The sequence below is a fragment of the Rhizobium sp. 32-5/1 genome (genome assembly GCF_029537235.1).
In the GTDB taxonomy this organism is placed as follows: domain Bacteria; phylum Pseudomonadota; class Alphaproteobacteria; order Rhizobiales; family Rhizobiaceae; genus Pararhizobium.
The window spans coordinates 1,841,318-1,855,070 of record NZ_CP120638.1; the positions used below are offsets into that span (position 1 = coordinate 1,841,318).

9 protein-coding genes and 2 pseudogenes are annotated in these 13,753 nt (G+C 61.2%); 2 read left to right on the top strand and 9 right to left on the bottom strand.

The annotated features are described in order from the left end of the window. Positions 1–44: 44 nt before the first annotated feature. Positions 45–2,841 (bottom strand): annotated as a pseudogene (gene mutS / locus P6U16_RS09470) (DNA mismatch repair protein MutS). A 51-nt stretch (positions 2,842–2,892) separates the two neighbouring features. On the opposite strand from mutS, the pseudogene P6U16_RS09475 reads away from it, so the two are divergent. Next, positions 2,893–5,177, top strand: a pseudogene (locus P6U16_RS09475) (NADP-dependent malic enzyme). A gap of 282 nt (positions 5,178–5,459) precedes the next feature. Here the strand turns inward: P6U16_RS09475 and P6U16_RS09480 are convergent. The 5 genes from P6U16_RS09480 to P6U16_RS09500 form a co-directional block, all read right to left on the bottom strand. Next, positions 5,460–6,347: a GNAT family N-acetyltransferase gene (locus tag P6U16_RS09480; RefSeq protein WP_277703526.1), complete on the bottom strand. Its 888-nt coding sequence runs from the start codon at positions 6,345–6,347 to the stop codon at positions 5,460–5,462. Positions 6,348–6,472: 125 nt separating this feature from the next. Further along, complete coding sequence (locus tag P6U16_RS09485) at positions 6,473–8,782, bottom strand: ATP-binding protein (protein ID WP_277703527.1); 2,310 nt, start codon at positions 8,780–8,782, stop codon at positions 6,473–6,475. Between the two features lie 56 nt (positions 8,783–8,838). Then, a complete protein-coding gene (lspA, locus tag P6U16_RS09490) occupies positions 8,839–9,339 on the bottom strand; it encodes a signal peptidase II (RefSeq protein ID WP_277703528.1) in 501 nt (166 codons plus the stop codon). Next, positions 9,326–10,186, bottom strand: a complete 861-nt coding sequence (locus P6U16_RS09495; protein ID WP_277703529.1) for an RNA methyltransferase — start codon at positions 10,184–10,186, stop codon at positions 9,326–9,328. The genes lspA and P6U16_RS09495 overlap by 14 nt, the downstream gene beginning before the upstream one ends. Then, positions 10,183–11,331 carry a class I SAM-dependent rRNA methyltransferase gene (locus tag P6U16_RS09500; RefSeq protein WP_277703530.1) on the bottom strand — a complete coding sequence of 383 codons (1,149 nt, stop codon included), beginning with the start codon at positions 11,329–11,331 and terminating at the stop codon, positions 10,183–10,185. The genes P6U16_RS09495 and P6U16_RS09500 overlap by 4 nt, the downstream gene beginning before the upstream one ends. A 114-nt stretch (positions 11,332–11,445) precedes the next feature. Here P6U16_RS09500 and P6U16_RS09505 point away from each other — a divergent pair, with 114 nt between their 5' ends. After that, positions 11,446–11,904 (top strand): carbon monoxide dehydrogenase subunit G, encoded by a 459-nt coding sequence (locus P6U16_RS09505; protein WP_277703531.1) that lies wholly within the window; start codon positions 11,446–11,448, stop codon positions 11,902–11,904. A gap of 6 nt (positions 11,905–11,910) precedes the next feature. Here the strand turns inward: P6U16_RS09505 and P6U16_RS09510 are convergent, their stop codons facing one another. The 3 genes from P6U16_RS09510 to sppA form a co-directional block, all read right to left on the bottom strand. Then, positions 11,911–12,255 carry a DUF1049 domain-containing protein gene (locus P6U16_RS09510; RefSeq protein WP_277703532.1) on the bottom strand — a complete coding sequence of 115 codons (345 nt, stop codon included), beginning with the start codon at positions 12,253–12,255 and terminating at the stop codon, positions 11,911–11,913. A 65-nt stretch (positions 12,256–12,320) separates the two neighbouring features. Further along, entirely contained in the window at positions 12,321–12,623 is a 303-nt protein-coding gene (locus P6U16_RS09515; RefSeq protein ID WP_062582825.1) for an integration host factor subunit beta, read from the bottom strand. 129 nt (positions 12,624–12,752) lie between these two features. Beyond that, complete coding sequence (gene sppA / locus P6U16_RS09520; RefSeq protein WP_277703533.1) at positions 12,753–13,712, bottom strand: signal peptide peptidase SppA; 960 nt, start codon at positions 13,710–13,712, stop codon at positions 12,753–12,755. Positions 13,713–13,753 lie beyond the last annotated feature (41 nt).

Sequence of the window (13,753 nt, forward strand, 5' to 3'; positions counted from 1 at the left end):
GCGCTATAGACCTTTTGCCAAACCGACAACAGGCAAACTAGCGTTCAAGCCTTGCCAAGTTGTTTCTTCAACGCATAAAGCGCCTCCAGCGCCTCGCGCGGCGTCATATCATCGGGATTGAGACTTTTTAAGGCTTCCTCGACCTTCGACGGACCCGCCTTGGCGATCTCCTCACGGCGAATCGCCACCTGGAACAGGGGAGATCATCGATCAGCTGGCTTGCCGGGTTCTTGCGGTCGGCGTCCTCGAGCTTGGCCAGCACATCCTTGGCGCGGGCAACGACGGATGCGGGCAGGCCAGCAAGCCGGGCCACTTGGATGCCATAGGAGCGGTCGGCGGCCCCTGGGCCGACTTCGTGCAGGAAGATGACGTCGTTGTCCCATTCCTTGACCCGCATCGTCGCATTCGACAGGCGCCCGAGCTTTTCCGACAGCACGGTCAATTCATGGAAATGGGTGGCGAACAGCCCGCGGCAGCGGTTTGCCTCGTGCAGATGCTCGACGGCTGCCCAGGCGATCGACAGGCCATCGAAAGTCGCGGTGCCACGACCAATCTCGTCGAGGATCACCAGCGAGCGGTCGGTCGCCTGGTTGAGAATTGCCGCCGTCTCGACCATTTCGACCATGAAGGTCGAGCGTCCCCGCGCCAGATCGTCGGAGGCGCCGACGCGCGAGAACAGGCGATCGACGATGCCGATATGGGCGGACGTTGCCGGTACAAACGACCCCATCTGCGCCATGATGGCGATCAGCGCATTCTGGCGCAGGAAAGTCGATTTACCGCCCATGTTGGGTCCGGTCAAAAGCCAGATGGCGCCATCGCCCTCCCCGTCATGCGGCGACAGATCGCAGGTATTGGCAACAAAGGCGGCGCCGGCCTGCCGCCGCAACGCCTGCTCGACCACCGGATGGCGGCCACCGTCGATCGCAAACATCTTGGATTGATCGACCTGCGGGCGGCAATAGGCCTGCTCTTCGGCGAGCGTCGCCAGACCGGCGGAGACATCGATGACAGCCAGAGCGACCGCCGCCTTCTTGATGGCCTCTGCTTCCGCGACTACCTCAGACGTCAGCGCTTCGAAGGCCTGCAGCTCGATGGCGAGTGCCCGGTCGGCGGCATTGGCGATCTTGGTTTCGAGTTCGGACAGCACTGTTGTCGTGAAGCGCATGGCGCCGGCCATGGTCTGGCGGTGGATGAAGCGGGCCTTGGCCTCATCGCCATCCGTCAGCGCCGAGGCATTGAGCGCCGTGACCTCGATGAAATAGCCGAGCACATTGTTGTATTTGATCTTCAGCGCCTTGACGCCGGTCTCCTCGGCATATTGCAGCTGCAGTGCTGCAATGACCCGGCGCGACTGGTCGCGCAGCGCCCGCATCTCGTCGAGTTCCGCATGGGCGCCCTCGCGCAGGAAACCGCCATCCCTTTTCAGCAGCGGCAGTTCGTCTGACAGCATCGAGCCAAGACTGTCGACCAGACCCTGCGGCAGGGCGTTCACAGCCGACAGCGTCTGTGAAAGCTCCTCGGACAGCGTGCCACGCTCCAAAAGGCGACCCACTTGCGCTGCAGTCTGCAGCCCTGAAAGGATGCTGCCGAGATCGCGAGGCCCACCACGCCCGAGCGCCAACCGCGAAAGTGCCCTTGGCATGTCAGGAACACGCTTCAGAACGTCGCGCAGATCGGAACAGAACGAGGGCTGATCGGTGAGCATGGCGATCGAATCAAGCCGCGCATTGATGCGCTCCGGCTCCGTCAGCGGCGACATCAGCCGTTCGGCGAGAAGCCGGGCGCCGCCGCCGGTCACGGTCCGGTCGAGCGCCTTCAGGAGCGTGCCGTTGCGATCCCCCGACAGGGTTTTGACAAGTTCCAGATTGCCGCGCGTCGCGGGATCGATGAACAAAGTGGAGGCGCCACTTTCGCGCTCTGGTATACCAAGCGGCGGACGCTCGGCAAACTGCGTCTTCTCGACATAGGAAATCGCTGCCGACGCTGCCGCCATCTCGACCCGCGAAAAGCTGCCGAAGCCATCGAGCGTCTTGACGCCATAATAGCGGGTGATGCGGTTTTCAGCCGTCGCGCTATCGAACAGCACCGCCGGTTGCGGCACCGCGACCCGCCCCAGCACATCGATCACCGGGCGCATCTCCGGATCGTGGAACAGCGTATCGGCGAGGATGAGTTCACGCGGCTCGATGCGCAGGATATCGGCCAGGAGCCGGCTCTCCGCGGTTTCCGCCAAGCGGAAGACGCCGGTCGAGATATCGATCCAGGCCAGCGCCAAAGCTGGCTCGGAGCCACCACGAATGCGCGACAGCGCCATCAGATAGTTGGATTCGAACGGCGAAAGCAGCTTGTCCTCGGTGATCGTACCGGGCGTCACGAGCCGCACGACATCGCGTTTGACGACCGATTTTCCGCCGCGCTTCTTGGCCTCCGCAGGGTCTTCGATCTGCTCGCAGACGGCGACGCGGAAACCGAGCCCGATCAGCTTTTGCAAATAATCGTCGGCGGCATGCACCGGCACGCCGCACATCGGGATATCCTGGCCCAGATGCTGGCCGCGCCGCGTCAGCGTGATTCCGAGCGCGCGCGACGCATCGACGGCATCCTGGAAAAACAGCTCGTAGAAATCGCCCATCCGGTAGAACAGCAGCGAATCCGGATTGTTCGCCTTTATCTCGATGAACTGTTCCATCATCGGCGTTGCCGTCGACCGGCTTTCCTCCGTCGCCAGTTGCGCGGCGGTCAGGACCTCATTGTTTCGGGCGGCGGGCTCAGTCACGAATGTCATGGTTTTCCTAAAAAAGTGGTGCCACACTATTCACGGGCGTTTATAGAAGACAACAACAAAGAGGCACGCGAAAGCCGTGGCCCACAGGAGGTTGAGGAGGAACCATGTCGGAAACAGACAAGACGGATCGCACGCGCAAAAGTGTCACGGATCAGGAAGCGCTGGATTTTCACGCGCAGGGCCGGCCCGGCAAGCTGGAAATTTCGCCCACCAAGCCGATGGCGACGCAGCGCGACCTTTCTCTTGCCTATTCGCCCGGCGTCGCCGTTCCGGTCAAGGCGATCGCCGAAAACCCGGCGCTCGCCTATGATTACACGACACGCGGCAACATGGTCGCCGTGATTTCCAACGGCACCGCCATTCTCGGCCTGGGCAATCTTGGCGCGCTGGCCTCCAAGCCCGTCATGGAAGGAAAGGCCGTGTTGTTCAAGCGCTTTGCCGATGTCGATGCGATCGATCTCGAGGTCGATACCGAGAATGTCGACGAATTCATCAATTGCGTCCGCTTCCTCGGCCCCTCCTTCGGCGGCATCAACCTCGAAGACATCAAGGCGCCTGAATGCTTCATCATCGAGCAGCGACTGCGCGAGATCATGGATATTCCGGTGTTCCACGATGACCAGCACGGCACGGCGATCATCGCCGCCGCGGGTCTCATCAATGCGCTCACCCTGACCGGCCGCGACTTCAAGACGACGAAACTCGTCTGCAATGGCGCGGGTGCTGCCGCTATCGCCTGCATCGAACTGATCAAGTCGATGGGTTTTGCCCCTGAGAACGTCATCCTGTGCGATACCAAGGGCGTCATCTACCAGGGCCGTACCGAAGGCATGAACCAGTGGAAATCGGCGCATGCGGTCAAAACCGACAAACGCACGCTGGATGAAGCCATGGACGGCGCCGACGTCGTTCTCGGCCTTTCGCAGAAGGGCGCGCTTTCCGAAGGGATGATCCGCTCGATGGCCGACCGGCCGATCATCTTCGCCATGGCCAATCCCGACCCCGAAATCACGCCGGAAGAAGTCGCCCGCATCCGTGACGACGCGATCATGGCGACCGGCCGCTCGGACTATCCCAACCAGGTCAACAACGTGCTGGGCTTCCCTATATCTTCCGCGGCGCGCTCGACGTCAGGGCCTCGACGATAAACGACGCGATGAAGATCGCGGCGGCGGAAGCACTGGCAAGCCTTGCCAAGGAGGATGTTCCGGACGATGTCGCCGCTGCCTACCAGGGCAACCGGCCGCGCTTTGGTGCGGAATACATCATCCCCGTGCCCTTCGACCCGCGGCTGATCTCGGCAATCCCGGTGGCTGTCGCCAAGGCTGCCATGGAAACCGGTGTCGCGCGCAAGCCGATCCCTAATCTCGAGGCCTATGGCCGCCAGCTTTCCGCCCGCCGCGACCCGATCGCTTCCACCCTGCAGCGCATCTACGAGCGCGTTCGTCGCCAGCCCAAGCGCATCGTCTTTGCCGAAGGCGAGGAAGTGCTGATGATGCGCTCGGCGATCGCCTATGCCAACCAGGGCCTTGGCACCGCTCTGTTGCTCGGTCGCGAGGACCGCATGCGCGAGACCGCCGAACGCGAGGGCATCGATCTCGACCGGCCCGGGACCGAAATCGTCAATGCGCGCATCTCAAAGCGGATCGGTGCCTATACCGATTACCTCTACGCCCGCCTGCAGCGCAACGGCTACCTGTTTCGCGATGCCCAGCGCCTGATCAACAATGACCGCAACCATTTTGCCGCCTCCATGGTAGCACTCGGCGATGCCGACGGCATGGTCACCGGCTTGACGCGCAACTACTCGACAGCACTCGAGGACGTGCGCCGCTGCATCGATCCAAAACCGGGCCACCGCGTCATCGGGGTGTCGCTGGCGCTTTGCCGCGGCCGTACCGTGCTTGTCGCCGACACCGCCGTGCACGATATGCCCTCTTCCGAGGAACTGGCGGATATTGCCGAAGAAGCGGCCGGCCTTGCAAAACGCCTCGGCTACGTGCCGCGCGTTGCAATGCTTGCCTATTCCACCTTCGGCAATCCATCGGGCGAGCGCTCCGAGCGGGTGCGCGAGGCCGTCAATATCCTCGACAAGCGTCGGGTCGATTTCGAATATGACGGCGAGATGGCCGCCGACGTCGCGCTCAACAGCCGGGTGATGGAACAGTACCCGTTCTGCCGGCTCTCGGGGCCTGCCAATGTCCTGGTCATGCCAGCCTTCCATTCCGCCTCGATCTCGACCAAGATGCTGCAGGAACTGGGCGGCGCGACCATCATCGGACCGCTTCTCGTCGGTCTCGACAAATCGGTGCAGATCGTTTCCATGACAGCGAAGGATTCCGACATCGTCAACATGGCGGCGATTGCCGCACATAATGCCGGCGCATAGTATCGAGTCAAAAAAAGCCCGCCTCCCTGCAAAGGGGGCGGGCACCACGTAATACTTCCTAAGTCATGAGCGGAGAATAACCGTTCGGTGTTACGGGCACCGTTCGGAATCCCTAATCCCGCGCCTTTTATTTTTCAATATAGTTTCGTTATAAAATATGCGATCTGTTTTGAGACGATGAACAATATCAAAACAGGGCCGTCGATATCTGCTTTAAATTGGGGTTAACTTAACCAAATCTTTAAACCATGCTGTTCCCGAGAGAACAGCATCGGCAACGCTTCAGGAAACCTGTCCGGAAAAGCGCCCGGCATCCGCCCCGTAATAATTAAGATAGCGGCCGGAAATACTGGTGATCGGCAGGACGATCAGCACGTCCGTCGTGCGGAAGGCGTGATCAACGACGGCGCCGTTACCAACCATGGCGCCCAGGCGCATGTAGCCCTTGATCAGAGGCGGCAGGGCGGCAAGCGCCTTGCGCATGTTGATCGCTTCAGACGGCATCAGGTCCATCGTGCGAAACAATTCCGGGCGGGCCGACACGGCCCAGTCTTCGCTGACCAGTGCATTGTGATGCAGGAAGGAAAGGGCAAGCGCATGCTCCTCCGGCACCGTGCCCGGAAAGGAGCCGCAACCGAACATGGCATCGACGCCGTATTTCAGTGCGTAAGCCCAGTTTCCCTGCCAGAGCAGTTCGACCGTGCGCTTGGTACGATACTCGGGAAGCACGCAGGACCGGCCCAGTTCCATGAAGGTCTTTGCGGGATGGCGCTTGAGCAGGCTGTCGACCATGAATTCGGAAGCCGAGTAGAAACCACCCGTGTTGACAGCCACATCCTGACGCAGCAGGCGGTAGGTACCGACGATCTGGTCTTCCGGGTCGCCATCAATCGACGTGTCGAGCACGAGAAGATGATCGCAGACCAGGTCCCAGGCATCCGCGTCACGCTTGCGACGATCGGCGTCCTGCGGGATTTGTGCCTTCATTTCTTCAACGAAAACCTTGTAACGGACCGCCTGGGCGGCATCGATTTCGGAATTGCTGCGCGCTAGGCGCGTTTCGAGATTTCCGATACGACCGAGCACGTCCGGCGCGGGCGCTTGAATTTTGCGGGCGTGGTGCTGCGGCGCCTCCGCGAGAGTTGCCCTATCCAGAAATTCGACCGTCATCGCAATCATCCCGACCAGCTGATCCTGCAGCGGCATAAACCATGTTTCTGCGACAGGATAGTGACATCTGAGCGGCCGGGGAAAGCGATGGGCTCTTCGCGCGGTGATAGACGACTTGCGGGTGGTCAGCGGTCGATTAGTTGCTCGACCACCGCAGTCAGGGTCTTGGGATCGGCCGGTTTCGGCAGGACCGAATCAGCGCCTGCATCCAGCAACTCGCGGCGGATGTCGGGCCGGGTGTCCGATGTGAGCACGATGATCGGCACGGCTCTGGCCCCGGAACTGCGCTCCTGCGCGCGGATGCGGCGGAGCATCGCGAAAGCATCGCCGCCCGGCATGTTGAGATCCGTGATGATCAGTTCCGGGTTGATGCGGGTAGCAGCGGGTGCCTCGTAGAGCGCCATTCCGAGCGCAGCAAAATCACCGACGACACGCACACTCTGCCCGGCTTTCTCCAGGACGGAGCGAACGAGGAAAGCGTTGATCGGATCGTCCTCGGCCAGAAGCACGCCGCCTGAAAAGACCGCTTCGGCATGGACCGGAACGTCCCGCAGCATCGGCCGGTTGTCATTGATGGCGTCACGCACTTCCATTCCCTTCATCCGCCCTTTCAGGACCTCGACAAGCGATTTCTCGCGCAAAGGCCGTATCAGCCAGGCATCATAACCATCCATCTGGTTGATGGGGCGGCCGTTTCTTTCCTCGGGATTGACGAGGTAGGTCTTGCGCAGCTGCATTTCCTCGAGCTGCGGCAGAGCGGACAGCAGCCTGTGGAAATGGGCGGCATGCCGGTGATCAACGATGATGTCTGTCAGCGGCGCCACGCCACTGATCGCCCGGACCGCGAAGGCCTGTGCCTCCTCGACGCTGGTCACGCAGCAGCATAGACCGCCGAGCGTCGTGATCGTCGCCTCCAGCGCCTGCGATGCTGGGCCTGCAGGTGCCATGACGAGAACACGCGATTCTGCGAGTATGCCGCGCCGGACACGCGGCGCAGCACTCAGGTCGCCTCCGATAGCTGGAAAGCGGATCTCGAACCGGCTGCCCTCGCCCGGCTTGCTCGACAAAGCGAGCCTTCCGCCGAATGCTTCCATGATCCGGCGCGAGATGGCGAGACCAAGCCCGGTGCCGGCAGAGCGCTGCTGCGCGCCGCCCGCCTGCTCAAATTCATCGAATATGCGCGCCTGTTCCTCAGTCGTCATCCCTGGGCCGGTATCGTCGATGCGGATGACGACGGTCTCGCCGTCGATGCCGGCATTGACGAAAACGCCGCCGGCATGGGTGAACTTGACGGCGTTGCCGATCACGTTGAACAGCACCTGCCGCAAGCGCGCCGGGTCAAAATCCAGAAGGCCAGGAACGTCGGCGGAAACTGTGGCGCCGATCTCGATGCCCTTTTCATGGGCCCGGTGGGACAGCATTTCGACGACACTTTCGATCAGCTCCCGCAAGGGCTCCTTCGACGGACGCAACTGGAAGCGCCCGGCTTCGATCGAGGAAAAATCCAGGAGGTCATCAACAAGCTGAACCAGCGCGTGGCCGGACTGGCGCATGCCGGCCAGGTAATTCTTCTGTTCGCTCGTCAGCCGCGTCTGGCTGATCAGATGGCTCATGCCGAGGATGCCTGACAAGGGTGTGCGGATTTCGTGGCTGACGGTCGAGAGCAGACGCGACTTGGCCTGGCTGGCCTGCTCCGCACGACGCCGCGCTTCCTCGGTTTCGCGTGCGATCCGGCTTTCCTCGGTAATGTCACGGGCAATGCTGTGCAGCATGAACTGGCCGCTTGCCGGCTCACGGGCGATGACATCATGCCAGTCGAAAATCCGCAGACCCTTGGCGGTCGGGATACGGACGCGGAAATGACGCGGCGCCGGTTCCGGTTCGAAATTCAGGCCGATCCCCTCGCAGGTCATGCCCTCAGGCTTCACGCATCCCGTCAGCTGGCGAAAAACGGCATTGGCCTGAACGATCTTGCCGCCGGGTTCACGCACGATGGCGATATCGCCGAGCGCGTCGTGGATGGTCGATAGCAGCTGCGATGTCTCGCTGCGTTCCCATTGCCGATCGACGGCTTTTTCCATCTCGGCCTGGCGCGCAACCTTCGGCTTGCGCGACGAGGCGCGGTGCCAGTCCCGCAGAAGAAGTGCTGCACCCGTGACGCCACCAACAGCGAGGCAACCGGACAGGAAATAAAGGCCGGCATCCATGCCGGTTCCAAAGACGGCGGCAGAGCAGAGAAGACCAGCGCCAGCGAGCGCCGGTCGCAGGGCGGGGTAGCGTTCCTCGCGAACCTCGATGTCCTCGTCAGGCTCCAGCGAATGCAGATCATCATCGTAGGCCGAACCAGGCCCTGCGCTACGCGTCAGGGTTCTCACCGGCGGGCGGGCGTTGAATTCGGCGTCGATGCGTTGCTGCAGTTTTGACAATTCGCTCATGTCGGAACCCTTATCACGCCAAGCGTTCCGAATGTTTTCAAGCGATCCGTAGGATTTTAACGATCCCGTTTTTTCATATGCAGAAGCTCGTCCAGAATGATCGACCCGGCTCCAAGCGTGATGAAACTATCGGCGAGATTGAACACCGCGAAGGACCAGGTCTCAAGATGAAACAGGACATAATCGATGACGTAGCCGTAAAGCACGCCGTCGATGAGATTGCCGATCGCGCCGGCAATGATCATGGCATAGCCGAGATGGGCAAAGGCGCGATCCGGCGGCGTCTTGCGCCAGAGGTAGAGGACAAAGGCCACGACGACGATCCGCAGGCCGATGATCGCCCAGCGCTCGACGCCCGAAAACAGCGAAAAGGCGACGCCGTAATTATAGATGCGGTGCAAAGCCAGGAAGGGCAGCAGCGCCACATCCTCGCCGTAGGGAAGCCAGCTCTCGACGGCGACCTTGATCGCCTGGTCGAGCAGGACGGCAAGGATGATGAACACCGCGATCGGCAGCGGACGGGAAAAACTGCGGTCCTCTGCATCATGCCTTGCCATCCAATGTCAACAGGTGCCGGCGCGCCTCGAACAGCATGATGCCGGTGGCGATCGCCAGATTGAGCGAATCGGCGCGACCCTGCTGGGGAATGCGGGCCAATGCCGTCGCCTCCTTCGCCAGTTCGTCCGGCAGGCCCGCCTGCTCATTGCCCATGAGAACCACGACTGGCTTCTTGCGGTAGTCTATGGTCCGGTAGTCGACGGCACCGGCAAGATGCGTGGCCACGACCTGGACGCCGGCCGCCTTCTGCCATTTGATGAAGTCGGCAACCGTTGCCCGGATGATTGGCATGGCAAAAACCGAGCCCATGGTGGCCCGCACGGTTTCGAGCGAAAACGGATCGGTCGTCTCGCCGATCAGGATCACCCCGGATGCACCGGCGGCGTCGGCTGTGCGGATGATCGTGCCGAGATTGCCGGGATCGCGGACGCGGTCGAGCGCCACATAGGTTTCGCCAAGCGCGGGCGTGACATCACGAAGGCTGGCGTAGCGCTGTTCGAAGACGCCGACCACCATTTGCGGATTGTCGCGGCGGGTGATGGCCGACAGGACCTTTTCGCTGACTTCGAGCACCAGGCCGCCGGTCGCAACCGTCTTCAAGGCGACCTGTTCGACCTGCGGTTTGCCCTTGGCGGCCTTGGCATAGACAAGCGTCTTGATGGTCCAGCCGAGCTCGAGCGCATCGATGACGAGCTTCAGGCCTTCGGCAAGAAAGGAGCGGGTCTCGTCGCGTTCCTTCTTCTGCGACAGCGCCTTGATGTCCTTGATGATCGGATTGGTGAGGCTTGTAACCTCCTTGACCTGACCGACGCGACGGGGGCCGTGGTCTCTGATATCATGGCTCATTTCGGTACCCATCGGCTGAAAAGGGATGTTGAAAGCGCGCGGGCGGGTTCCTTGCCGGAGAGCCCGCCCTCGCGCAGGATGAGTTCGCCCGATTCCACCGCGCCGCCGCGGCCGCGCATCGTCTCGCGCATCAGTTCATGGATGGAATAGAAACTTGCCCGGATGGAATAGGCGGTCAGCACGAGGCCACGGGCATCTTCCGAAAGGATTTCCCGGCAGATATCGAGCATCAGGGCCAGATGTTCGAACAGATGCCAGACCTCGCCATTCGGTCCGCGACCGAATTTCGGCGGGTCGGTGAGGATGATATCGTAGCGGCTTCCGCGCCGTTCCTCGCGCTGAATGAACTTCATCGCATCTTCGCAGATCCAGCGGATCGGCAGCTTTTCGCCACGCCCGAGCGCCTGGTTTTCCCGCGCCCAGCCAATGGCCTTTTTCGAGGCATCGACATGGGTGACTTCGGCACCGGCCCTTGCTGCAATCAGCGACGCGACGCCGGTGTATCCGAACAGGTTGAGAACCTTGAGCGGCCGGCCGGCGGTCTCGATCCTCTCCTTCATCCAGCTCCAGTGCGCCAACTGCTCGGGAAAAACGCCGACATGGCGGAAAGACGTGAAGCGTCCGAAAAAGTCGGCATCGAGGATCTGCATCGGCCATGTCTCGCCGAGCATGTCCTTGGGGAACCGCCACCGACCCATGCCGTCCTCGTCCGTATCACCGGTAAAGACGGCGTCGGCATTCTCCCAGACGTGTACGGGCAGCGCCTTTGGCCAGAGCGCCTGCGCCTCGGGCCGGACGATCCGGTAGGAGCCGTACTGCTCGAGCTTCAATCCGTCGCCGCTGTCGATCAGGTGATAGTCGCGGGCGCCGGTGGTTTCCAGGATGACCGGGATGCGCTCTGCGGGCTTTTCACCCGTGCGGATACGGACAGCCGCAACCGGCGCAGCAGCCTCGACGGATGCGGCCGGCCAAGCCTCGGCTTTTTCGGCGCGCGCGCCGGGTGTGGGGCGCGAACTGCTCGGTCTTGCTACCTGGCGTGGCCCCGAAGGCTTGTCTTTCGGCCCGGACAGGGAGCGATTCTGCCCGCTACGCGATGCCGCGGGCGGTGTGCCTTTGCCCTTCGGCCGTCGATCTTTGTCTTTCACGGGTTCAATCCTGGTGCCGCCAATCAAGCCTGCAAATAGCACCGCTCTTTCTCTTGGCAAAGCTGTTTCCGATCTGCGATAGATGAGACCGGAGGAACGGGAGGAGATGATCGCATGGATATGAGCGGCGAAGAACGGATCGCAGCACCCCGAGACGTCGTGTGGGCTGCCCTTAACGACCCGGAAATCCTGAAACAATGTATTCCGGGCTGTCAGTCCCTGGAGCTCAAATCGCCGACCGAGCTTTCGGCGACGGTGAAGATCCGGATCGGCCCGGTTTCCGCGTCGTTTGCGGGCGAGGTCGTGCTCTCCAACATCAATGCTCCGGAGAGCTATACGATTTCAGGGGAAGGCAAGGGCGGCATAGCGGGTTTTGCCAAGGGTGGCGCGGACGTCGCGCTCATCGAGGACGGGCCGGACACCATACTGCGCTACGAGGCGAAGGCGGAGATCGGCGGCAAGCTGGCGCAACTCGGATCGAGACTGGTCGATTCCACGTCCAAGAAGCTTGCCCAGCAATTCTTTGCGGATTTCAACGCAGCCGTCAGCAGCAAAGCGGCTGCTACGACCTGAACCTGATTATTTGGACGCTGCTGGCAGCAATGTCTGGGATGCGATCGTTTCAGCGCGGGTGCGGTGCTTTTCAGCTTCCGCGTGCCATTTCACCGCCTCGGTCGCTTCGTTGCGCGCGCGCTTGCGGTATTTTCCCTGCCCGAACCAGGTGGCCAGCGATCCGACGATCAGGCCAAGGATAACGGCAAGAAACAGGAAGACGAAGAAGGGCGCCGACACGGAGAGCACGCTGTCTGCCGGATTGAACGGATTGAGCGCCAGCGTCACCGTCTGCCGGTTAGCGACAGAGAGCACGATCAAAACGATGCCCACGGGAATGAGCACCAGGATATTCATAAGCTTTTTCATCATCAGTCCGTCTCCGTCATGCCTGTGCGTCCAGCCAGCCTAAAGATGGCCGGACAGGTCAGGACGCCTCATTCGTCATCTTCGTCGTCAGCGCCCGGGTTAAGTCGCTCACGCAGCTCTTTTCCGGTCTTGAAGAACGGAACCCATTTTTCCTCGACGAAAACACTGTCGCCGGTGCGCGGATTGCGGCCGGAGCGCGACGGTCGGTTCTTAACCGAGAACGCGCCGAAGCCGCGAAGCTCGACGCGATTTCCGGCCGCGAGCGCGTCGGTGATTTCGTCGAGTACCGCATTGACGATGTTCTCGACATCCCGGTGATAAAGATGCGGATTGCGAGCCGCAACGATCTGCACCAATTCTGACTTGATCATTGCTGCCCCCTCATCATTCTTGTTTATTGTTCACGCTTTTAGCAGGACGATACAGAAAAACCATCTCGCGCAAAATCCGCGGCATAGGCTCAACCGTAGAAGACGGCCGACTTTGACCCCTCGTCCTTCTCAATCGCTGCCAACCTGCCAAACGGAAACAAGACCGTCAAGAAACAACTTGTCCCGGCCCCATTTTTCAAGGCTGCCAAAGATCGGAAAAACCTCATATCCCAAGGATTTGGCCCAATCCGTCGCTATCGCACCGAGGCCGAAAGGCAGCGATGATTTCGGCGCCTCCCATTCCAGCACCGGCAGATCTTTCGATACCTTGCGCGTTTCGAAGAAGGCGCGAATTTCATCGTCGCCTCCAAGCTGATCGACCAGTTTATCGCGCAATGCCTGCCTCCCAGTGAAAATTCGGCCGTCGGCAAGGCGCAGCGCCTCCGGTCGCGGCAGCTTCCGCCGCTCGACAACAAGATCGACGAACCAGTTGTAGCTGTCATTGATCATCGCCTGGATCACCGCCCTGGCCTCATCACTTGCCGGATGAAACGGTGACGGTTCGGCTTTCAGGGGTGCGGATTTGATTTCCTCCAGCGACACGCCGACCTTGTCCATCAGATCCTTTATCTGGGGATATTGGAAGATGACGCCGATCGAACCGGTGATCGAGGTTTCGCCCGCGACAATCTGATCACCCGCGAGCGCGATCATATAGCCCGCCGATGCAGCAAGCGTGCGCACATCGGAAACAACCGGCTTCTTTTCCGAAACCTTGCGCAATGCCTTGTAGATGACTTCGCCGCCATAGGTCGTGCCGCCGGGCGACGAGATCGTGACGATCAATCCCTTCACCGCGTCGTTCTTGGCGATTTCGTTGAGCCGCGACAGGAGCTCGCGGTCATCCTGAATGATCCCTGAAATCGTAACGCGCGCAATATGGGACCGCCCGATGGCACCGGTGCTGCCCGAACTGGAAAACAGGAATGCACCGAGCCCGGCAAGGGCGATCAGGCAGATGGCGGTCAGGCGCCAGAAGCTCAGCTTGCGTCGAAGCTGCCGCCGGTCGGCGATTGCGAGTTGATCCATGGGTGACCTCTTTGGCTTTGGCCGGACGCACCAAATCGATG

What these genes read in the sequence shown, in the direction of transcription:
- P6U16_RS09480 (WP_277703526.1), bottom strand. Translation starts at nt 6,347, where the DNA reads ATGACGGTCGAATTTCTGGATAGGGCAACTCTCGCGGAGGCGCCGCAG.
- P6U16_RS09485 (WP_277703527.1), bottom strand. Translation starts at nt 8,782, where the DNA reads ATGAGCGAATTGTCAAAACTGCAGCAACGCATCGACGCCGAATTCAAC.
- lspA (WP_277703528.1), bottom strand. Translation starts at nt 9,339, where the DNA reads ATGGCAAGGCATGATGCAGAGGACCGCAGTTTTTCCCGTCCGCTGCCG.
- P6U16_RS09495 (WP_277703529.1), bottom strand. Translation starts at nt 10,186, where the DNA reads ATGAGCCATGATATCAGAGACCACGGCCCCCGTCGCGTCGGTCAGGTC.
- P6U16_RS09505 (WP_277703531.1), top strand. Translation starts at nt 11,446, where the DNA reads ATGGATATGAGCGGCGAAGAACGGATCGCAGCACCCCGAGACGTCGTG.
- P6U16_RS09510 (WP_277703532.1), bottom strand. Translation starts at nt 12,255, where the DNA reads ATGATGAAAAAGCTTATGAATATCCTGGTGCTCATTCCCGTGGGCATC.
- P6U16_RS09515 (WP_062582825.1), bottom strand. Translation starts at nt 12,623, where the DNA reads ATGATCAAGTCAGAATTGGTGCAGATCGTTGCGGCTCGCAATCCGCAT.
- sppA (WP_277703533.1), bottom strand. Translation starts at nt 13,712, where the DNA reads ATGGATCAACTCGCAATCGCCGACCGGCGGCAGCTTCGACGCAAGCTG.